This window comes from Frankia nepalensis, from assembly GCF_016786325.1.
Classification (GTDB): domain Bacteria; phylum Actinomycetota; class Actinomycetes; order Frankiales; family Frankiaceae; genus Pseudofrankia; species Pseudofrankia nepalensis.
In genome coordinates, this window is record NZ_JADWYU010000192.1 from 1 (window position 1) to 18,963 (window position 18,963).

The 18,963-nt window shown below is 70.1% G+C and carries 17 protein-coding genes and 1 pseudogene; 12 read left to right on the top strand and 6 right to left on the bottom strand.

The window, feature by feature from the left end; translation table 11 throughout:
* Positions 1–238 precede the first annotated feature (238 nt).
* Positions 239–379, top strand: a complete 141-nt coding sequence (locus I6A81_RS28975; protein ID WP_203006284.1) for a hypothetical protein — start codon at positions 239–241, stop codon at positions 377–379.
* Positions 376–1,407, top strand: a complete 1,032-nt coding sequence (locus I6A81_RS28980) for an acyl-CoA dehydrogenase family protein (protein WP_203006283.1) — start codon at positions 376–378, stop codon at positions 1,405–1,407. The genes I6A81_RS28975 and I6A81_RS28980 overlap by 4 nt, the downstream gene beginning before the upstream one ends.
* 347 nt (positions 1,408–1,754) lie before the next feature.
* Here I6A81_RS28980 and I6A81_RS28985 read toward each other — a convergent pair whose 3' ends face one another.
* Together I6A81_RS28985 and I6A81_RS28990 are read right to left on the bottom strand one after the other, a co-directional pair.
* On the bottom strand, positions 1,755–2,687 hold the full coding sequence (locus tag I6A81_RS28985; RefSeq protein WP_203006282.1) for an alpha/beta hydrolase family esterase: 933 nt from the start codon (positions 2,685–2,687) through the stop codon (positions 1,755–1,757).
* A gap of 802 nt (positions 2,688–3,489) precedes the next feature.
* Positions 3,490–4,497: an NADPH:quinone oxidoreductase family protein gene (locus tag I6A81_RS28990; RefSeq protein ID WP_203006281.1), complete on the bottom strand. Its 1,008-nt coding sequence runs from the start codon at positions 4,495–4,497 to the stop codon at positions 3,490–3,492.
* Positions 4,498–4,867: 370 nt separating this feature from the next.
* On the opposite strand from I6A81_RS28990, the gene I6A81_RS28995 reads away from it, so the two are divergent.
* The 7 genes from I6A81_RS28995 (at position 4,868) to I6A81_RS44050 (ending at position 12,546) form a co-directional block, all read left to right on the top strand.
* Positions 4,868–6,511 (top strand): AMP-binding protein, encoded by a 1,644-nt coding sequence (locus I6A81_RS28995; protein ID WP_203006280.1) that lies wholly within the window; start codon positions 4,868–4,870, stop codon positions 6,509–6,511.
* A gap of 162 nt (positions 6,512–6,673) precedes the next feature.
* Positions 6,674–7,969 carry an acyl-CoA dehydrogenase family protein gene (locus I6A81_RS29000; protein ID WP_203006279.1) on the top strand — a complete coding sequence of 432 codons (1,296 nt, stop codon included), beginning with the start codon at positions 6,674–6,676 and terminating at the stop codon, positions 7,967–7,969.
* Entirely contained in the window at positions 7,966–8,967 is a 1,002-nt protein-coding gene (locus tag I6A81_RS29005) for a phosphotransferase family protein (RefSeq protein ID WP_203006278.1), read from the top strand. Before I6A81_RS29000 ends, I6A81_RS29005 begins: the two co-directional genes overlap by 4 nt.
* A gap of 199 nt (positions 8,968–9,166) precedes the next feature.
* Positions 9,167–9,934, top strand: a complete 768-nt coding sequence (locus I6A81_RS29010) for an SDR family NAD(P)-dependent oxidoreductase (protein ID WP_203006277.1) — start codon at positions 9,167–9,169, stop codon at positions 9,932–9,934.
* Positions 9,931–10,614: a TetR/AcrR family transcriptional regulator gene (locus tag I6A81_RS29015; RefSeq protein ID WP_203006276.1), complete on the top strand. Its 684-nt coding sequence runs from the start codon at positions 9,931–9,933 to the stop codon at positions 10,612–10,614. Before I6A81_RS29010 ends, I6A81_RS29015 begins: the two co-directional genes overlap by 4 nt.
* Before the next feature lie 306 nt (positions 10,615–10,920).
* Entirely contained in the window at positions 10,921–11,619 is a 699-nt protein-coding gene (locus tag I6A81_RS29020) for a nitroreductase family protein (protein ID WP_203006275.1), read from the top strand.
* A 156-nt stretch (positions 11,620–11,775) separates the two neighbouring features.
* Positions 11,776–12,546 (top strand): SDR family NAD(P)-dependent oxidoreductase, encoded by a 771-nt coding sequence (locus I6A81_RS44050; RefSeq protein ID WP_238430525.1) that lies wholly within the window; start codon positions 11,776–11,778, stop codon positions 12,544–12,546.
* 140 nt (positions 12,547–12,686) lie between these two features.
* Here the strand turns inward: I6A81_RS44050 and I6A81_RS46035 are convergent.
* Positions 12,687–12,863 (bottom strand): annotated as a pseudogene (locus tag I6A81_RS46035) (TetR family transcriptional regulator); the annotation flags it as partial.
* 96 nt (positions 12,864–12,959) lie between these two features.
* On the opposite strand from I6A81_RS46035, the gene I6A81_RS29030 reads away from it, so the two are divergent.
* Complete coding sequence (locus tag I6A81_RS29030) at positions 12,960–13,784, top strand: SDR family oxidoreductase (protein WP_203006273.1); 825 nt, start codon at positions 12,960–12,962, stop codon at positions 13,782–13,784.
* Here I6A81_RS29030 and I6A81_RS29035 read toward each other — a convergent pair.
* Together I6A81_RS29035 and I6A81_RS29040 are read right to left on the bottom strand one after the other, a co-directional pair.
* On the bottom strand, positions 13,781–13,948 hold the full coding sequence (locus I6A81_RS29035) for a hypothetical protein (protein WP_203006272.1): 168 nt from the start codon (positions 13,946–13,948) through the stop codon (positions 13,781–13,783). The two genes, I6A81_RS29030 and I6A81_RS29035, sit on opposite strands and share 4 nt — an antisense overlap.
* A 236-nt stretch (positions 13,949–14,184) precedes the next feature.
* Positions 14,185–14,421 (bottom strand): P-loop NTPase family protein, encoded by a 237-nt coding sequence (locus tag I6A81_RS29040; RefSeq protein WP_307874995.1) that lies wholly within the window; start codon positions 14,419–14,421, stop codon positions 14,185–14,187.
* Between the two features lie 544 nt (positions 14,422–14,965).
* Here I6A81_RS29040 and I6A81_RS29045 point away from each other — a divergent pair.
* Together I6A81_RS29045 and I6A81_RS45135 are read left to right on the top strand one after the other, a co-directional pair.
* Positions 14,966–16,249, top strand: coding sequence for an ABC transporter substrate-binding protein (locus I6A81_RS29045; protein ID WP_203006271.1), 1,284 nt, complete (start codon positions 14,966–14,968; stop codon positions 16,247–16,249).
* A gap of 139 nt (positions 16,250–16,388) precedes the next feature.
* Positions 16,389–16,898 carry an SDR family NAD(P)-dependent oxidoreductase gene (locus I6A81_RS45135; RefSeq protein WP_285222913.1) on the top strand — a complete coding sequence of 170 codons (510 nt, stop codon included), beginning with the start codon at positions 16,389–16,391 and terminating at the stop codon, positions 16,896–16,898.
* A gap of 81 nt (positions 16,899–16,979) precedes the next feature.
* Here the strand turns inward: I6A81_RS45135 and I6A81_RS29055 are convergent, their stop codons facing one another.
* The gene (locus I6A81_RS29055) at positions 16,980–18,695 is read right to left on the bottom strand and encodes a class I adenylate-forming enzyme family protein (RefSeq protein ID WP_203005956.1); all 1,716 of its coding nucleotides are present in this window, start codon (positions 18,693–18,695) and stop codon (positions 16,980–16,982) included.
* Positions 18,696–18,963: the final 268 nt, after the last annotated feature.

Below are 18,963 nucleotides of genomic sequence, written 5' to 3' on the forward strand. Positions count from 1 at the left end.
GCCACCCGACGCCTACCAGCGGCCAAGCGCCCCGGTGGGCGCGAGCCTGACCACGTTGCGTTGGGTTTTCCAGTCAGCGCCTGAGCATCTCGAGGGCTCAAGGCCCCTGGCCGGGCATCGAGGTCCAGTCGGCCGTGAACCGCCTGCCTCGGCTGGCCAGCGGAAAGGTCGACATCACCACGCTCCGCCAGCTCCTCACCGAGGAGGGCGTCGCGAGCCACCGGAAGGCGAGGCCAGCATGAACGCAGAAGCCATGATCCTGGTGAGCGTCGACGATCACCTCGTCGAGCCACCCTCCGTGTTCGAGGGCCAGTTCCCGGCCCGGTTCACCGACGCGGTGCCGAAGGCCGTCCGGAACGCCGAGGAGGGCACCCGATGAACCTCGCGCCGGCCGAGGAGCAGGAGGCGCTGGTCGCGTCGTTCGCCGATCTGCTGGCGAGACACGCGACTCCGGATCGCGTCCGCGCCGCCGAGCGAACAGACGGCTTCGACCCCGAGCTGTGGAAGGCGCTGCTGGATGTCGGAGTGGTCGAGATGGCCGTCCCGGAGAGCCGCGGTGGATGGGGCGCGGCGCTGCTCGACCTGGCTCTCGTCGCCGAGCAGATCGGCGCGGCCGCGGCCGCGGCGCCGGTCATCGAGGCGCAGGTCGCCGCTCGGCTGCTGGCCGCGCTCGACACAACGGCGACTCGGGAGGCCCTGGCGACGGCGCTGAACGGTGACCGTCTGGTGACGATCGCGGTCCGGCCGGCCGATGCCGGCGTCGCTTCGCTCGTCCCGGGGGGCGCCGTCGCCGACGAGGCGGTCGTGTTCGACGGGGACCGTCTCCTGCTGGTGCCGCTGCTCGACGGTACGCGTACCGCGGTCGCGAACCTCGCCGCCGCCCCGCTCGCCGACGTCACGATCGCCGCGGACGTGACCGAGCTGGCCGAGGGCGAGCCGGCGGCCGGCGCGTTCGAGGCGGCCCTCGACGAATGGCTGGTGCTGACGGCCGCCGCGCTCGTCGGCCTGGGGGCGGCCTCGCAGCGCCTCACCGTCGGGTACGTCAAGGAGCGTCGGGCCTGGGACCTGCCCATCGGGGCCTACCAGGCGGTGGCTCACCCGCTGGCGAACGCCGCCACGGCATTGGACGGCGCGCGGCTGCTGGTCGCCCGGGCGGCCGAGGAGCTAGGGCAAGGCCGCCCGCGGGGCCGTGAGCTGGCGGCGATGGCCTTCGCGTTCGCGGCGGAGACCGCCCGACAGGTGACCTATGACGGTGTCCACTTCCACGGAGGCAACGGCTTCACGCTCGAGTTCGACGCGCAGCTCTACTACCGGCGGGCGCGCGGCTGGGCGCGGGTATGGGGCGAGCCGCGTGACGCCTACCGGCGCGTGGGCCGGACCCGGTACGGCCGCGCCCAGGAAGTCTGAGCGCGATCGAAGTCGTGGGTGGCCGGATCGAACACGCGTCGCGTTTCTCCGTCGGGACCACGATCTATGCCGGAACCAGTGAGATCCAGTGCAACATCATCGCCCAGCACCGCCGCGGCCTGTCCCGGAAACAACGCCGCGCGAGGTCCTACCGGAACGGCGCCTGGCGCGACCGGTGGGACAGCGGGGCGTGTCCGAAGGGCCAACCGAGCTGGCGCGATCAGCGCCGCCCGGCTGGTTCCTTCCTCGAAGGGGCGGTGACCAGGGCGACATCGGCGTCCACGACCAGCGGGCCTTCCGCGGGCGCGGCGACGTCCGGGGCGCTCGACCGCCGAAAGGATGAAGTGTCAGGAGAGGCGGTGCTCGTCGAAGAAGTCCAGCATCACCTCGGTGGCGTCGATGCTGGAGGTGTCGCCGGCCATGGGTTGCCCGCCGTGCCGGGTGGACGCGCCGAACCAGGTGTGGCCGCCACCTTCGACGGTGTAGAGCTCGACCGCCTGTCCTGGTGGGCACTTCCACACTGAATGCCGGATGTCCGCCCCGGGACGGTCCTGGGCAGGCTCCGGATCGCAGCCGCCGAGCGTCGCGTGGTCGGTGACGCGCTTCTCCACCGGTGGAATGGAAATGGGAAGACCCAACAGGTTTCCGCCGCCGTAGGGAACCGCGCTGTCCGCGGTGCCGTGAAGGGCCACCAGCGGCGTCGCCCGCTTGGCCGGGCAGACCACGTTCATCGTGATTCCGGCGACCGGGGCGGCCGCCGCGAACAGTTCGTCGCGTTCGCAGACGAGCGCCATCGTCAGACCTGCTCCGTTCGAGATGCCCGTCACGTACTCGCGGGCGGCGTCGATGCAGAGGCGGGTTTTGACATGGTCGAGGAGGCTCGTGACGAAGCCGAGGTCGTCCTGGACCGCGAAGCCTGGTTCCTGCTGCGTGCCAAGCCACGGCGTCACGTTGAAGAACGGGCCGGTGAGGACGCTCCCGCCGACCTCGGCCGAAATTTCCTCACCCAGTGGGGTGACGACGACGTAGCCTCGTTCCCCCGCCGCGCGGGGCAGGTCCGAAGCCTGATCCTGCTGTTCGATGCTCGAGGTGAAGCCGTGCAGGCTCAGTACGAGCGGCGCGGGACGAGTTCCGTCGTATTCGGGAGGGACGGACAGTTCGTAGTCGCGGTCCAGTCCGCCGAACTCGAACGTCAGCCGCTCGGCGCCGGCCGGCGCCGAGCGGCCCGGCTCGCAGGCGCCCGTCCCGGTGGGCACGACGCCGGGGGCCGCCCCGTCCACGCCACCGTCGTCCCCGCCGCACGCGCCTAAACCCAAACATGCCGCCGTCATCCACAGCAGCGCCAGGGGTCGTGCATGGCGTCGGAGTCCAGCGGGAGAAAGTTTCTTTGCCATGTCACACCGTCTCCGATCCACCGACACATCGGTCGAAGATCAAGCTCCGTGCCAGTTGTCTGGTCGGCGTTTATCTTGCGCATCATTTCCCGCCAGTGACACCCCCCTGCGGGGGTAATGATCTGTACTTGGATACGTTTTACGCTCGTCGAGCGCCGCGTCGGCGTTGAGTGCCTCGGTGAGTTCCCGTGTGGCGAGGTGGGGCGGCAGAGCCTCAAATGCTGCGCCTCGTGGGAGGGCTGCCCGATGCTCGAGACGAGGTTGAAGGCCTCTGTCCGGGCGTCGTCGAGTTCCTGATCGGTCAGACGCGGGAATAGCAGGGTGAGCGCGCGAAAAGCGTACGGCCGATCATGACGACCGTTGATTGTGGAGGTGGTGGCCAGCGGGGCGGCCAGCGCGGCGGCGAGCGTTTCCCTTCCCTGTCCTTTTCCTGCTGCTACAGCGCGAACCGCTACAGCGAGAACCGCGGATTACGGCGCACCGCCAGCACGATCACCTCGACCGGGAACCGGAACCCGGCGGGATCCGACGCCGGGGCCGGAGCGCGCGCGACACCTCGGGACGCGACACGATCATGCGGGCCGCCGAGCCCGGATCTCTCTCTCGGCCACACGCGACAGAGTCGGTCCATTCTGGCGCCAGCCGGCGGGCGATGACCGCCCTCTCGCCGATCAGGGTGGGGACAGGCTCATGTGCCCGCCTCGGCCCGCGGCATCTCCACGACGACCTTGCCGAAGGCCCGCCGTTCGTACACGACTCGCAGTGCCTTGATGGTCTCGGCGAGCGGGAAGCGATGCCCGATCACCGGACGGATCAGTCCCTTGCGGTACCAGGAGAACAACTGCTCGAAGTCCTCGGCGTTGGCTGCCGGGTCGCGCAGAGCGGACAACCCGTAGGCGACCCCGACCACTGAAATGCACTTCAGGATCGCCTGGTTGAGGCTCATCGTCGGGATGTCTCCTGACGCGAAGCCGATGACCAGGTAGCGGCCGTTCCAGGCCAGGCAACGCAGTGGTTCTCGGGCGTCCGGGCCGCCGACGGTGTCGAAGACGACGTCCACGCCCTGGCCGGCGGTGTGCTCCTTGACGGCGGCCGAGAGCGAGGGAAGGTTGTGGTGGTCGAGGACGACGTCGGCGCCGATGCCTCGGACCAACTCGCACTTGTCCGCGCCGCCGGCCACCGCGATCACGGTGGCGCCGACCGCCTTCGCGATCTGGACCGCGGCCGATCCGCATCCCCCACTGGCCCCGAGGACAAGCACGGACTCGCCGGCTCGCAGCCCACCGCGGCGGAGGAGGCCCTGGATCGCGGTGCCATAGGTGATGGTCAGGGCGGCGGCCTCGTCGAACGGCATCTCGTCCGGCATGCGGTGCAGCTGAGTGCGCGACGGGTTGCACACCACCTCGGTGGCGAAGGCGCCGGTGCCGATCATGCCCAGCACGCGGTCTCCCACGGCGAGGCCAGTGACGTCCGGTCCCGTCTCGGTGATGACACCCGAGCACTCGGTACCGGCGACGAACGGCGGTTCGATCCTCGTCTGGTACTGGCCCCGGACGAGCAGCACGTCTGGGAAGTTCACCGACGCGGCACGAACGGCGATGCGTACTGTCTCCCGGCCGAGCGGGGACCGCTCCCAGTCCCGCACCTCCACAGCGTCCTCACCGGTTAGTGCCCTGCACACCGCGGCGGTGATCATGCCTACGCTCCTTCGGGTGGTTGCCGGAAGGTCATCGGCGTCGCCGTCTCGCGGGCCCGCGCGTCGGACGCCGAGTGCCTGCCGCCAGGTGTCGGTCCGTCGCCCTGGGTCGTCCTCAAGGCGGCGCGCCCCGGCTCGTTGATGCGGTTGCATCAACTTGTTTATCTCATGCATTCTTCCCTCTGTCGCGCTCCCACCGCTCCCGACGCCCGCGGTCGGGAGCCGCGGTCCTCGACGTCACTGGCCGCGCCCTCGTGGCCGCCCGCGACGCCAGATCCGTCGCGGTCTGCTTCCGCGGCGCGTTGAGGGGCGCCGCGCGCGTTCGGTCACCCGGCCGAGGAACCCTCGCACGGAGGTCAGGAGGAGCCGCATGACAAATGGCGAATGGTCACTGCCCGCGGTACTCGACGTTGTCACCGAGGCGGTGCCCGATCGGGAGATGCTGGTGTGGTCGACGGTGCGCCGCACCTACGCCGAGGTGGCCGACCGGTCCCGGCGCCTGGCCGCGTTCTTGCGCCAGAGGGGACTCGGCGCGCGGCGAGAGCGGTTCGAGCTGGCGCGATGGGAGTGTGGGCAGAGCCCGGTCGCTCTCGTGCTGCCGAACTGCCCGGAGTACCTGGAGGCGATGATCGGCGCCTACCGGGCACGCGCGGTGCCGTTCAATGTCAACCATCACTACCGCCCGGGCGAGGTCGCCGCGCTGCTGGGTGGGATCAGGGCCGAGGCGGTGGTCTATCGCCGAGCCCTCGGCCCGTTGCTCGCCGACCGCGCGGGGCTCGGCGACTGCCTGCTTCTCGACATCGACGACGGCTCCGGCGTCGCCCCGCTGCCCGGCAGCACGCCGTACGAGGAGGCGATAGCCACCGCGACCGGTGTCGACGACCTACCTGTGCCCTCGCCGGACGACCTTCACATGGTGTGCACAGGCGGTACGACGGGCGCGCCCAAGGGTGTTCTGTGGCGGCAGGCCGATGCCCTGGTCGGAGCCATGAGCGGTGGCGAGGGGGCGACCCGCGCGGACATCGCCGCGGTGGCCCGTGCGGGCACCGGCGTCTGGTTCGCGACGCCACCACTCATGCATGGCACCGCCCAGTGGACCGCGTTCGCCGGCATCACCAAGGGCGCGACGGTCGTCCTGCACGACGACACCGGGCCCTTCGACGCGCGGACGATTCTCGAGATCGCGCAGCGCGAGCGCGTCAACATCATGACGATCGTCGGCGACGCCTACGCGCGTCCCCTCGTCGACGAGCTGCGGGCACGGCACTACGACCTCACCTCGCTGGCGAGCCTCGGCAGCGGTGGCGCGGCGACGAGCCCGGGAATCAGGCAGGCGCTGCTGGACCTGCTGCCCCAGGTGGCGTTCTCCGACGGGTACGGCGCGTCCGAGAGCGGGCCGATCGCCTTCGCCAGCTCGACCAGCGCCACGACACAGGGCCGGTTCATGCTGGCACCGAGGTCCGCCGTGCTGGCGGCTGACCGTTCCCGGTTCCTCCGCCCGGGAGATGAAGAGATCGGCTGGCTGGCGCGCACCGGCCGGGTCCCGCTCGGCTACCTCCATGATCCGGAAAGGACGCGGCGGACGTTCCCGATCGTCGCCGGCCAGCGGGTGGCGGTGCCTGGCGACCGGGCCAGATACGCCTCCGACAGTCAGATCGTGATGCTCGGGCGCGACTCCATGGTCATCAACACCGGCGGGGAGAAGGTGTTCGTCGAGGAGGTCGAGGAGGCTCTGCGCCTGCATCCCGACGTGGTGGACGCGCTGGTCGTCGGCCGGCCAAGCGACCGCTTCGGCGAGGAGGTCGTCGCCCTGGTGCAGCTCCGCCCCGGTGCCGAGCTGTCCCCTCTGGAGGTGCGCGAGTTCGCGGCCGGTTCGGTCGCCCGCTTCAAGGCGCCCCGCGCCGTGCTGGTGTGCGACCGGATCCGGCGGCATGCCACTGGCAAGCCCGACTACCGATGGGCGCGTCAGGCCGCGCTCGACGCCACGCCCGCCGCCGGCACCGCGAGGCGATAGGGCGAGGCGGCCGGGCACGGGCGTGTGCGGGCCGCGCGCGGTGGAGCCATCGACGCGTCAGTAATGCGGTTGCATCAAAAAATGATATCGGTGTATTCTGGGGCTGCGGTGCCCGCGTGCCCGGTGTCGGCGCACAGGTCGCCGCGGAGGAGAAGGTGGGCCATGTGGGACTTCGAGACCGACCCGGACTATCAGCGTGAGCTGGACTGGGCTGCCGCGTTCCTCCGGGAGGAGATCGAGCCGCTGCAGTACGTCGTCCCGAACATCCTCGACCGCGCGAATCCGGTCCGCGAGGCGCTGATCCCCCCGCTGCAGCGCCAGGTCCGGGAGCGAGGGCTGTGGGCCACCCACCTCGGGCCCGAACTCGGTGGCCCGGGGCACGGGCAGGTGAAGCTCGCACTGCTCAACGAGATCCTCGGCGCACTCCCGACGGCGCCGGTGATCTTCGGCTGCCAGGCGCCCGACAGCGGCAACGCGGAGATCATCGCCGTCTACGGGACGGAGGAGCACAAGAAGCGGTACCTGCAGCCGTTGCTGGACGGCGAGATCTATTCCTGCTTCTCGATGACCGAGCCGCAGGGCGGCTCCGACCCGCAGACGTTCACGACGAACGCCGTGCTCGACGGTGACGACTGGGTGATCAACGGCGAGAAGTGGTTCTCGTCGAACGCGCGATATGCGGAATTCCTCATCGTGATGGCCGTGACGGAGCCGGACGGCTCGCCATACCGGCGCCATTCGATGTTCATCGTGCCGACCGACACCCCCGGCGTCGACATCGTGCGCGGCGTCGGCCACACCGGCTTCGAGCCGCTCGACGAGGGGACCCACGCGTATCTCCGCTTCACGGACGCGCGGGTGCCCAAGGACAACCTGCTCGGTGGGCGGGGCCAGGCGTTCGCGGCGGCTCAGACGCGGCTCGGCGGGGGCCGGATCCACCATGCCATGCGCACCGTCGGGATGGCCCGGCGGGCACTGGACATGATGCTGGAGCGCGCGGTCTCCCGGCGGACCCAGGGCGAGCTGCTCGCGAACAAGCAGCTCGTGCAGGAGATGATCGCCGAGTCGTGGCTCGACCTGGAACAGTTCCGCCTCCTGGTCCTGCGCACCGCCTGGCGGATCGACCGGTACCAGGACTACCAGCGGGTCCGCGGCGACATCTCGGCCGTGAAGCTCGCGATGCCCGGGGTGTTGCATCGCATTGCCTCCCGTGCACTGCAGGTGCACGGCTCGCTCGGTGTCAGCCAGGAGATGCCGTTCATGGGAATGATCGCGAACGCCTACCACATGGGCCTGGCCGACGGGCCGACCGAGGTGCACAAGACGACGCTGGCCCGCTCGCTCCTGCGCGGCGTCGAGCCCGCTCCCGGGCTCTGGCCCACCCAGCACATCCCCGCGAAACGCGATGCCGCGCTCGCCAAGTACGCCGACGTCCTGACGACGGTAGGCCCGCGGTGAGCGTCCAGCCGGTGCGTCCCGGCGACGAGCTCGACTGGGCGAGGACCGAACAGCATCTGCGTTCGGTGCTCGACCTGCCGGCCGAGCCGATGGTCGTGGGCCAGTTCACCACTGGGCACGCGAACCTGACCTACTTGCTGGAGTTCGGCACGCTACGGCTCGTGCTGCGCCGCCCGCCTCGCGGAAGGCTCGCGTCGGGTGCGCACGACATGCACCGCGAGTACCGCGTGCTGTCGAGGCTGAACGCCGTGTACCCGCGGGCGCCGTACGCGCCGCACTTCAGCGACGACATCGACATTCTTGGCGCGCCGTTCGTGATCATCGAGTTTCGCGACGGTGAGGTCGTCGGCGACACGCTGCCGGCCTCCATGGCCCACCATCCGGATGTCGAGCGACGGCTCGACCTCGCGCTCATCGACGCCGCCGCCGACCTGCACACCCTCGACGTCACCACCGTCGGGCTCGCCGACCTCGGCCGGCCCGACGGCTTCGGTGACCGACAGGTCGCCGGCTGGACACGACGGTGGGACCGGGTCTCCTCAGACGGCCAGCTCCCGCTGATGGAACGGGTCGCGCAGCGGCTCGCGCGGACGGTGCCGCCCCCACCCGCCGTGTCGATCGTGCACAACGACCTCAAGCTCGACAACTGCCAGTTCGACCCGGCCGACCCGGACACGGTGACCTCGGTCTTCGACTGGGACATGGCGACGATCGGCGACCCGCTGTTCGACATCGGGTCGCTGCTCGTCTCGATGGGCCGCAGCCCGCTGTGGGTGCTGTCGGACGACGAGGCCCTGGGCCGCTACGAGAAACGCTCGGGAATCAACGTCGGCCACATCGACTGGTATGTCGCCTTCGCCGTGTGGCGCACCGCCGTCGTCGTGCGGCAACTGGCCCACCGCTACGAATCCGGGGACAGCGCCGACGATCGCCTGGCCGGCATCGGCGCGGCGATCGGCGACTTCGCCGAGCGGGCGTGGGATCTCCTGTCCCGCTGACGCCCTACGCCTGGGGCCACGTGCCGCTGATTCCGACGAGTTGCCTCAGGCGTGACGACTGAGGAGCCAAAGAGATGATCACTGTGGCGAGAGTGCTCGCCGATTCACCCGTCGCGCGCTGGAGCCGCCCCGACCAGGCCGTGCGCGCGCCCGGTCCCAGCCTGCCTGGCGTCGGCGTCATCTTCAGGAGGTGTGACTGATGGCGGACGAACTGTTCGATCTGTCAGGCAAGGTCGCCGTCGTCACGGGCGGCAGCCGAGGGCTGGGCCGGTCCATGTGCCTCGCGTTCGCCGGACGGGGCGCCGACGTCGTCATCGCCAGCCGCAAGATCGAGGCCTGCGAGGCTCTCGCCGCCGAGATCGAGAAGACGACCGGGCGGGCCGCGCTCGCGACGGCATGCCACGTCGGGCGCTGGGGTGACTGCGATCGTCTGGTGGAGAGCGCCTACGACCGCTTCGGCCATGTCGACGTGCTGGTCAACAACGCGGGCATGTCGCCGCCGTACCCGTCGCTGCCGGAGGTCAGCGAGGAGCTGTTCGACAAGGTTCTGGCGGTCAACCTCAAGGGTGCGTTCCGGTTGTCGACGCTGTTCGGGACGCGGATGGCTGAGGCAGGAGGCGGCTCGATCATCAACGTGACCAGCATCGCCGCGGTCTACCCCGGCGCGGACGAGTTGCCCTACGCGGCGGCCAAGGCCGGGCTCAACGTGCTGACCGCCGGCTTCGCTCGCGCCTTCGCTCCGTCCGTGCGAGTCAATTGCATCATGCCGGGCATGTTCCGCACCGACATCGCCAACGCCTGGTCCTCCGATATGGTCGCCGCGGCGATGAGGACGTTGCCGTTCGGTCGGATGGGCGAGGCGTCAGAGATCATAGGCGCCGCCCTCTACTTCGCCAGCGAGGCATCCAGCTACACGACCGGCGCGATCCTCAAGATCGACGGAGGTACAGCATTCCCAGCAGCATGACCGGCACGACCCGCGATCGGCTCATCTCCGCCGCCGAACGCCTGTTCGCGGAGCGCGGGATCGACGCGGTGAGCCTGCGGGAGATCACCCGCGCCTCCGGTGCTCGCAACGCCATCGCCGCCCAGTACCACTTCAACGATCGTTCCGGCATGGTCCAGGCGATTCTCGACAAGCATCGGCCCGATGTCGAGGCACGTCGCAACGCGCTCCTGGACCAGTACGAGGCAAGCGACGCCCGCGACCTGCGGCTGCTGGCCGGGGCGCTCGTGCGGCCGCCGGCCGCGAAACTCGCCGACCCCGACGGCGGCCGAGAGTATCTGCGGGTCTATGCCGACCTGCTCAACCGCCCCCAGCCCCACCTCGATCTGCGGGAGCCGAGCCTGGGACGCTGGCGCGATCTGGTCGGCCCGCTCCTGGAGGACGAGGCCCTGACCCTGCACCGCCGGTTCACCGCGATGCTGCACACGGCGGTGGAGCTCGGCCGACGGGCCCGGTCCACGAGCCGTGACGACGACCGACTGTTCACCAGCTGGCTTGTCGACGTCGTCGCCGCCATCCTGGCGGCCCCGGTGTCTCCTGAGACGCGACGTCTCATGAAGGACAATCCCCCGAAGGGGTCGGCGGAGATCGACGGCGCTTCTGGCCGCCAGGAACAAGAATCGCGCGAACCATTCACGTAGCACCTCGATCGCATCTTCAATAGTTTCTGTGCGTCACCCATGGGTGGTATGGGACACGGTGATGGAACCCGGATCCGCCGTGCGTGGGACGCCGGATCCTTCCGGGGATCCGACCTCGGAGCCACCGTTACGGTGGGATATACCGCGCGCGGATGAGGCACCTGGTAGTCGTGCTCCACGGAGGTGTGGGCGCGCCATGTTCGTTGGTCGTTGAGAGGAATCGGAAGTGGCCGGGCGCAGGTGTGCCCACCACATGGCCATGCCGTGGGCGACGGCATCCCGATCCGGACCGATGGAGGTAGATGTATGGATTTACGCGAGGCGATGCGTACCTCGGGTGCGGTGCGAGAGTTCACCGGCGAACCGGTGCCGGACGAGGTGCTCGACCGGGTGCTCGACCATGCCCGGTTCGCGCCCAGTGGTGGCAACATCCAACCGTGGACAGTGATCATCCTGCGCGACCCGGTGATCCGCCAAGGCATCCGCGATCTCTCCGTGCTGGGCTGGCGTGAATACTGGGCGCAGGTCGCGGCCGGGGCGCGACCCTTCGCGCCCGGACCGGACGGCCGCTGGCACGGCCCGGTGATCGACCTCGCCGAGGCCGCGGCGACACCTGTGCCGATGGAGTTCATCGACAAACTCGACGAGGCACCCACACTGCTCGTTCTGTGCGCGCGGCTGACGGCGCTCGCGGTGATGGACGTCGACCTTGACCGGCAGAGCATCATCGGCGGCGGGTCAATCTACCCGTTCGCCCAGAACGTGCTGCTCGCCGCGCGGGCCGAAGGGCTGGGTGGGACCTTGACGACGTTCCTCGCGCGCCGCGAACCGGCTGCCGCGGCGCTGCTGGGCATCCCGGCGGACCACGCGATTGCCGGAGTCATCGCGCTCGGATATCCCCAGCGCCGGGCCACCAGGCTCACCCGGCGCCCAGTCGAAGAGTTCGCTCGGCTGGATACATTCGGCGGTCCAGCCTTCCGCGGCACGGCGCCAGCCGCCTCCTGACAGCGCGGGGTAAGGCGTTGGCCGGCCGCGCCGCTGTCGTCAGAATTCTCCACCTCAGGCGTTCAAGGTCTCCTTGTCCGTTGTTCAGGATGCCCTCTGGGAAACCGGAGGGGCGCACTAGGCGACGGGTAGCTCACAATGAATCGGGACAAGATCATGGATGGTCAGAATTTCGTGGGCGTGGGGGAGCGGCTTCGTCCCGGCGCCCACCGGGTCGCGGTCGTGACCGGCGGAGCGAGCGGTATTGGCCGGGCCACTGTCAACCTGCTTGCCGCCCAGGGAACGCGGGTGGCGGTGCTTGACCACGCGGGCGACGCTGGCCTGCCCGACGCCGCGATCGGTCTGGGCCCGGTGGATGTCAGCGACGGTGTCGCCGTGCGCGATGCCGTCGCCCAGGTGCGCGCTGAGCTCGGGCCTGTCGGCGTGGTGGTGAACGCCGCCGGGATCCCGGCTGGCGGGGAGCTTTCCGATGACCGTTACGTCGAGACCTGGGAGCGGACTCTAGCGGTCAACCTCACCGGCGCGATGCTGGTGGTCCGGGCATGCCGGGACGACCTGGTCGCCTGCGGTGCCGGTCGAATCGTCAACGTTGCCTCCACCGAGGCGCTCGCGGCCGGCCGGCGCACGGGACCGTACACGGTGTCCAAACATGGCCTGCTGGGGTTCACCCGGTCGCTCGCGGTCGAGCTGGGCCGGCAGGGAGTCACCGCGAACTGTGTGTGCCCCGGCGCGACGCAGACCGGAATGACCGCGGCGATCCCGCCGCCCGAGCGAGAGGTATTTGCCCGCCGTCACATTCCAGCCGGCCGGTATGGACGCCCGGAGGAGGTCGCCCACATGATTGTCGCTCTGGCCGCCGTGGAGGCATCCTTCGTGAACGGATCGGTGATCACCGTGGATGGCGGAATGTCCGTGCAGGGCCGTTGACGGCGCTCGCTGACATGCGCGAGCACCTCGGTGAGTGCTTCGCGCCCACGGCGGTGCTCGTCCAGCGAACGGTCCGGCATGAGTACCGGGGAAGCGGCTATCAATTCGTCGAACATCGTGGTGCATACGCTGGCGGCGAGATCGTGCATGTCCCTGTAGTGCAGGTAGAACGTCGACCGGTTGACCTCGGCGCTCTTGGTGACGTCAGAGATCGAGATGTGGGCCAGGTCGCGCTCCGCGAGGAGTTTCAGGAGGGCGGTCTCCAACGCGGCGCGGGACCGACGGGACCGGCGGTCCAGAGGTTGCCGGGCGGTCACCTCCCCAGCAATACTGTCCGATATCTGTTGTTTAGCCAGCGCCTGTCGGACTTGTGTGCCAGCCAGTCGCCGGTCGTCCCGCGAGGAAGTGGATCCATGGAACGTGATGTGGCGGTGGTGATCGGTGTCGGCGGGATGGGGCAGGCAATCGCTCGCCGTATCGGCGCCGGCGCGCAGCTGCTGATCGCCGATGTCAGTGAAGCGCGCCTGCGGTCGGTCGCGGATCAGTTGGAGGGCGAGGGCTATGCGGTAGCGACCTCCGTAGTGGACGTGTCCTCCCACGAGTCGGTGGTGGCCCTTGCCAAGTACGCGGGCACTCTCGGGATGGTGCGGTCGGTGGTGCACACCGCCGGGCTCTCTCCCGTGCAGGCCCCGGTGTCCGCGATCCTGGCGGTTGACCTGTTGGGTGTGGCGCTGGTCCTGGACGAGTTCGCCGACGTTGTCGCTCCCCGGGGAGCCGGTGTTGTGATCGCGAGCATGGCCGGCCACCTCGCCTCGTCTCTGGCACCGGACGTGGAGCGGCAGCTCGCCACCACACCGGCCAGCGAACTGCTGGCGCTTCCGGCCACCAGTCCGGATCGGTTCCCCGACAGCGGTCAGGCATACAGCTTCGCGAAGCGCGCGAACCAGGTCCGCGTGCAGGCGGCCAGCACCACCTGGGGCGCCCGCGGTGCGCGGGTGAACTCGATCAGTCCCGGTGTGATCGCCACCCCGATGGGTACGGCGGAGTTGACCAGCGAGCATGGCGCCCTCATGCGCATGATGGTCGACGCCTCCAACGCCAAGCGGCTCGGAACGCCCGCTGACATCGCCGCCGCCACCGAGTTCCTTCTCAGTCCCGGCGCCAGCTTCATCTCCGGCACCGACCTGCTCGTCGACGGCGGTTCCATCGCCGCCATCCAGACCGGAGCGTTTGGCTAACCTGGAACCGGCGCCACCGTCTCCCGCTGGAGGTCGAGGCGGCGCTGCGTGCCCTGCCCGGCGTCACGACCCAGCGCGCCGGGCCCGCCCGCGACCGGCACGAACGGCCCGGCGGCGCCGTTCGTGCCGCGATGCCGGCCAGCGGCGGCGCGTCGGTCGTCCATCCGGACGGTGCCTGCGCCCAGCATTGTGCCCGCGGTTGCCTGGCTGCCAGAGGCGAGCCCATCCCCGGCCGGTCCACAGGGCCGGTCACGCGGTGGCGGGGTACGGGCGCGGACGGCACGGCGACTGTCCGACTCTTATAATATTTAGATGTATCGCGGCTTGTCGCCGCAGGCCGCGATACCAGACTCCCCGTCGCGCCAGGTGAGGGTGACCGCTCGCGCGAGCGGCGGTTCGTTCACCGTCGGTCCTCCGATCCGAAGTAGGCCTGCTGGAGGCGGCCGGGGTCGCCGGTGAGGTCGGCGGCGGCTCCGCGCAGGACGATGGCGCCGCGGTTGAGGATGGCGGCCTGGTCGGCCGCCTTCAGCGCCAGGTTGACGTGCTGCTCGACGAGCACGACGGCGCATCCGTGGTCGGTGGCGATCGCGCGGACGGTCTCGAACAGGCTCGCGACGACCAGCGGCGCGAGCCCCATGCTGAGTTCGTCGACGAGCAGGACCTTGGGCTGCTGGACCTACGCGGAACGGGTCGCGGCGGGTTGGCTCGCGTCGACCAGCCGCGATCCTCCGCGGCAACGACGCTGCCCACGGGGAGGCGTGCGGGCCGCGCCGCGACCTGACTTTCTGGTCGGGCGGTGGCCGCGTGCGGGCATCTCAACGGACCAGCAGGCCGGCGGCGGAAATTTGGGCATGCAAGATCAGGAAGTGTCATTACCTCGTGCTCGCTGGTGTTCCGCATGGTGACCAGGTCGGGAAGGCCTGACGTGAGCGCCGGCCGGGTGAGCCTTCCTCCGCCACTCCCGGAAGCTTGGCTATCCAGCTAAAAAAGTCATACTTTCTGCCTGAGGTACTGTACCTCCAGGTGCCTGGAGCGACCACACCCGATGACGCGGGCGGGCCCGTCCGGGCCTCGGTCCTGGGCGGAGATCGCAATCGAAAGAGCTATAGCTTTCGCCGCCTGTACTGGGGCGACCACCTCACAGGGCGGCTCGTCGGGCCATCGGCCCAGCAGGGAGAATCATGGAACACACCAGCAGGCCCGCGGGCACACGCCGGCTGCCCGGCATGCGCCGGGTGGCGGCGGTGGCGGCCGTGGCGGTACTGACACTCGTCGGCGCGGCGTGCGGAGGTGATGACTCGAGCAGCTCCAACGAGCCCGTCGACACCTCGGTGCTTGGACCCACGCAGGTGGCCAGTGGGACGCCGATCAAGATAGGCACGCTCAGTGACGGGCAGACGCCGGCATTCGACAACACCATTCAGATCGACGCGGCCAAGGCCGTCGCCACGTTCCTCAACGAGCATCGGGGCGGCATCGGGGGGCATCCGATCGAGCTGGTCGTCTGCGAGACCCAGGGCGACCCGGGCAAGGCGTCGGACTGCGCGAACCAGCTGATCCAGGCTGACATCGCGATCGCGGTGTTCGGCGAGATCGCGAATATGGCGCAGGTGTGGCGGCCGCTGCACGACGCGAAGATCCCGGTCTTCACGTACGCGTCCACCGAGGCACCCGCGCTGGCGGACCAGGACTCGACCTTCATCCTCGCGAACCAGGTCGCGGGGCTCGCCGACGTACCGATCGGGGTCGCGAAGGAGAACGGCCTGAAGAAGGTGACGGCGATCGTCATCGACGTGCCGGCGGCGACGGACTTCTACGAGACCACCGGCAAGAAGATCTTCGCGGACGCCGGCGTCGAGCTGAAGCTGGTCAAGGTGCCGCTCGGCACCGCCGACATGTCCCCGCAGATGGCGGACATCGTCTCCGGCGGGCCGACCGAGGTGCACATCATCGGCAACGACTCGTTCTGTATCGCGGCCTTCAACGGCCTGCGCGCGGTGAACTTCACCGGCCCGATCAGCACGCTGAACCGGTGCGCCACCGACAGCGTGCGCAAGGCGATCGGCAGCGGCCTGGAGGGCGTGACCATGGGCGCGACGGCGGCACTTGGTGAGGACACCGACAAGGACATCCAGCAGTGGACGGCGATCGCCAAGACCTACGGTGACGACATCGATCTCAGCAACTCGATGGGGCCGACGATCTACATGACGTTCGTGGCGCTGCACTCGGCACTCGAGGGCATCACGGGTGACCTCACTCCGGACGCGCTCGTCGCGAAGATCAAGGCGGCGCCGAGCATGCCCGTGCCCGCCGGCGGCGAACTGGCCTTCCGGTGCAACGGCAAGGCTCGCCCGCTGATGCCGGCGGTCTGCATCCGCGGCACTCTGCTGACGTCGCTCGACGAGGACGGTAATCCCGTCCTGCCTTACCGAGCGACCGGCAACACGCCCATCGAGGACTGACACCGACGTGCCCCGCCCGGCCGGGTCTCGCGCGCCCGGCCGGGCGATTCGTGGATCTGGAAGTGAATGGGAGCGAGCTGTGGATCTCGGTGTGCGTGGCCATGGTTATCTGATCTTTGGCGGCACTTGAGGCATAGGCCTGGCGGCGGCGACGACACTTGCTGCCGACGGCGCGAATGTCGCCATCGTCGGACGGGACGCCACACGGGCGCGTGAGGCCGCGGTGAAGCTGGGTGCCGGCCAGTCCGGGACGGTTGTCGGGCTGGCCGGGGACCTCGAGACCGCGGGCGAGGCCGAGCGCGCCGTCGCCGCCGCGGTCGAGGCGTTCGGCGGCCTGCGCGGGATGGCGGTGACCACCGGGCTCGGCCCGCGCGGTCGGCGTCCTGTGCTCGACGCCGAGGACGCTGACTGGGAGCACACGTTCACCGACGTCGTTCTCACCACTGTCCGCGCGTGCCGCGCGGACATCCAGGCGCTGGCCGAGCTGGTCGGTGTCGAGCGGATCCTGTTCGGCTCCGACTGGCCGCACGGTGAAGGGCTCGCCGAGCCGACCGACTTCGTCAAGGAGCTGCACGGCTTCGACGACGCCGCCGTCCGCCGGATCATGCGCGACAACGCCCTCGAACTACTCGGCGTCGAGTCGCTCTGAACACCGGCCCGACGAACAGGGGCCGGGCGACGCGGATGACCACGTCACCCGGCCCCTGCTCGTTGCCGCCCGGCGGCGGCGTCACCAGGCCCGGATGATCACATCCATGGCCTCGGTGACCTGGGCGCGCACCTCGTTCTTGGCCACCTTGCCGGTGGCCGTCTTGGGCAGCTCGGCGAGGAGGTGGAGCGCCTCGGGGCACTTGAAGGCGGCCAGCCGGTCGGCCGCGAACGCGCGCAGGCCGTCGAGGTCGAGGGTGGCTCCTGGCCGGGGCACGACGACCGCGCACACCCGCTCGCCGAGCGCCGGCTCGGCCAGGCCGATGACGGTCACCTCCGCCACGCCCGGGTGCTCGTGCAGGACCGCCTCCACCTCCGCGCAGTAGACGTTCTCGCCGCCGCGGATCACGACGTCCTTCATCCGGTCGACGACGTGCACGTACCCGTCGGCATCGAGGAAGCCGACGTCGCCCGAGTGGAACCAGCCGTCGCGGAACGAGGCCGCGGTCGCCGTCGCGTCGTTCCAGTAGCCCCTGGCCACCTGCGGCGACCGGAAGCACAGCTCGCCGACCTCGCCGGTGTCGAGTACGCCGTGCGCGCCGACGACGCGGACGTCGGCGGTGAGGTTGGGCCGCCCGACGCAGTCGGGGTGGGCCTGGAACTCGACGCCGACGTTGGTCACCACGGCGGAGGTGGTCTCGGTGAGCCCGTAGCCGTTGAGCAGCTGGATGCCGTCGCCGAAGACCTCGACCGTGCGGGCCACCAGGTCGGGCGGCACGGCGGCACCGCCGATCGAGAAGGTCTGGACGTGCGCGCGCAGCCGCGGGGTGCGTGGGTGCTCGAGGATCTGCCGGGCGACCGGCGGCACCCCGCCGAAGGCGGTGACCTGCTCCTGCTCCGCCAGCCGGATGGCCTCCTCGACGTCCCACCGCCGCATCAGCACGATCTTGGCCCCGCCGAGCGGGCAGGAGAAGATGGTGGTGACACCGCCGATGTGGAACAGCGGGGCCGTCGAGAGCGTCGTGGGCTGGCGGGCCGGCCGTGGCGGCCTGCCCGCGAGGATGCCCTCGCGCAGGTTCGTGAAGGCCATGTTCCAGATGTTGGCCATGGTCGCCCGGTTCGTGCTGATCGCGCCCTTGGGCCGGCCGGTCGTGCCGGAGGTGAACAGCAGCGTCACGGGGTCGTCCCGGTCGAGCCGGGCGATCGCGTCGTCGTCGATCGGCGCCGCGGCGGCGAGGTCGGCGAACGGCACGTCGCCGAGCTCCGAGCGCACGCCGACGAGGGTGAGGCCGTCGGGGCGGCCGGCCGAGCGCACCCGGGCGAGACGCTCGTCGTCCGCGAACAACACCGAGACGCCGGCGTCGCGCAGCGCGTAGCCGAGCTCGGGTCCCGTCCACCACGAGTTCAGCGGCGTGACGATGGCGCCCGCCAGCGCGGCACCCCAGAACGACGTGACGAACTCCGGCAGGTTGCGCATCGCGATCGCGACCCGGTCGCCCGGGCGCACCCCGTAGGCCGTCCGCAGCTCGCCGGCCAGGGCGCGCGCCTGGCGGCGGACCTGGGCGAACGTCAGCCGCTCGTCCCCGTAGACGATGTTGGTCAGCGCCTCGTGCGCGGCGCCCATCAGGAAGATGTCGTTGACGGTGCGGGGCGCCCGGACGAAGTCGCGCAGCGGCACCCCGTCGAGCAGCACGCTCTCGACCTCGAACGGACCGCCGGGGCCGATGAACGGCGCCAGCCGGGGGTCGTCGCGGTACACCGACGCGAGGCCGTCGTCCGCCACCGTGGGTCGGGTCATCGCGGGATACCGCCCTTCGTACATAAGTCATGCGTGCGTAAGGCTTTGGTGCGCAGGGCTTTCGTGCGCGTGGACGCCGGCGGTCCCGCCGGCGCGGCGCGGCGCTGGGACCGGGGGAATCCGTGGCTGGCCCCGGCCCGAGACAGGTGCCCTCCGGGCCGAGGCCGCGGAACACCGAAACGGCTCGCCCTGCGTCGGCTGGTGGGGTGGGTCATCGCCGTGTACCTCCTCAGGAGGCCAGCCGTACCGCCGGCCTCGACGCGGCATC

Coding starts and splice junctions, on each gene's coding strand:
- I6A81_RS29040 (WP_307874995.1), bottom strand. CDS start 14,421: ATGGGGCTCGCGCCGCTGGTCGTCGCGAGCCTGTTCGAGACCGTCCGC.
- I6A81_RS29000 (WP_203006279.1), top strand. CDS start 6,674: ATGTGGGACTTCGAGACCGACCCGGACTATCAGCGTGAGCTGGACTGG.
- I6A81_RS29010 (WP_203006277.1), top strand. CDS start 9,167: ATGGCGGACGAACTGTTCGATCTGTCAGGCAAGGTCGCCGTCGTCACG.
- I6A81_RS29055 (WP_203005956.1), bottom strand. CDS start 18,695: ATGACCCGACCCACGGTGGCGGACGACGGCCTCGCGTCGGTGTACCGC.
- I6A81_RS29020 (WP_203006275.1), top strand. CDS start 10,921: ATGGATTTACGCGAGGCGATGCGTACCTCGGGTGCGGTGCGAGAGTTC.
- I6A81_RS29045 (WP_203006271.1), top strand. CDS start 14,966: ATGGAACACACCAGCAGGCCCGCGGGCACACGCCGGCTGCCCGGCATG.
- I6A81_RS28980 (WP_203006283.1), top strand. CDS start 376: ATGAACCTCGCGCCGGCCGAGGAGCAGGAGGCGCTGGTCGCGTCGTTC.
- I6A81_RS29035 (WP_203006272.1), bottom strand. CDS start 13,948: ATGGACGACCGACGCGCCGCCGCTGGCCGGCATCGCGGCACGAACGGC.
- I6A81_RS28975 (WP_203006284.1), top strand. CDS start 239: ATGAACGCAGAAGCCATGATCCTGGTGAGCGTCGACGATCACCTCGTC.
- I6A81_RS29030 (WP_203006273.1), top strand. CDS start 12,960: ATGGAACGTGATGTGGCGGTGGTGATCGGTGTCGGCGGGATGGGGCAG.
- I6A81_RS28990 (WP_203006281.1), bottom strand. CDS start 4,497: ATGATCACCGCCGCGGTGTGCAGGGCACTAACCGGTGAGGACGCTGTG.
- I6A81_RS44050 (WP_238430525.1), top strand. CDS start 11,776: ATGGATGGTCAGAATTTCGTGGGCGTGGGGGAGCGGCTTCGTCCCGGC.
- I6A81_RS28995 (WP_203006280.1), top strand. CDS start 4,868: ATGACAAATGGCGAATGGTCACTGCCCGCGGTACTCGACGTTGTCACC.
- I6A81_RS29015 (WP_203006276.1), top strand. CDS start 9,931: ATGACCGGCACGACCCGCGATCGGCTCATCTCCGCCGCCGAACGCCTG.